The organism is Mycolicibacter arupensis, assembly GCF_002086515.1.
GTDB lineage: Bacteria > Actinomycetota > Actinomycetes > Mycobacteriales > Mycobacteriaceae > Mycobacterium > Mycobacterium arupense.
Genome location: NZ_MVHH01000121.1, coordinates 1 through 629, shown reverse-complemented (window position 1 = coordinate 629; position 629 = coordinate 1). Strand labels below are relative to the sequence as shown.

Below are 629 nucleotides of genomic sequence, written 5' to 3'. Positions count from 1 at the left end.
GCCCGAATTGCATCGACACGAAATCCGGTGACCTGCACCCGCATCCGCCCCGCTGCGTTGGATAGCACCCTCAGCGTGGCGTGGGCCGCCGGCAGGACATCAACGGTCATGGTCATCACCTGAATCGGTCCCCGGTTCGATGTCGTCCCCGGCGGACTCGCGTGCCTCGGCCATCACGTCGGCGACCGTTAGTCGAGCCTGCTCGGCGCCGTGTTCGGCCTTGCGTTGCGCCTCGCGGGCCGCGCGGATGCCCCACGCGGTCACCGTGACGGTTGCCTGACGCAGCGGAGCCTTCGCCACCACCGTGCGCACCGCCTCATACGCTGCGACCCCCACCACCCCGGTCACCACCGTGGGCGCCGCTTTCACCACGAATCCATGCCATGCCATTGCTTGCACTCCCTTCCTATCGTTTCCCGCCGAACGGTGAAGTGCCTGACGCTCTTGCTGTGTGGCGGCCTCGCCGTGTGGCGATACAACCCATCCTTGACCCTCCACTACGCTGGAAGGTCAAGGATGGGTGCCATGCAGATCGGTGAATTAGCGAAACTCAGCAATACCAGCGCGAAAACCATTCGTTTCTACGAGGACTCGGGGCTACTACCGCCGCCGGCACGCACCCCGTCCGG

At 65.3% G+C, this 629-nt stretch carries 2 protein-coding genes; one reads left to right on the top strand and one right to left on the bottom strand.

Features of this window, described 5'->3' with window-relative positions:
* Nucleotides 1-99 precede the first annotated feature (99 nt).
* On the bottom strand, nt 100-390 hold the full coding sequence (locus BST15_RS20960) for a DUF1490 family protein (RefSeq protein ID WP_046189030.1): 291 nt from the start codon (nt 388-390) through the stop codon (nt 100-102).
* A gap of 135 nt (nt 391-525) precedes the next feature.
* On the opposite strand from BST15_RS20960, the gene BST15_RS20955 reads away from it, so the two are divergent.
* Nucleotides 526-629 (top strand): MerR family DNA-binding transcriptional regulator (locus BST15_RS20955; RefSeq protein WP_133053210.1); only part of this gene is annotated, 104 nt, incomplete at its 3' end.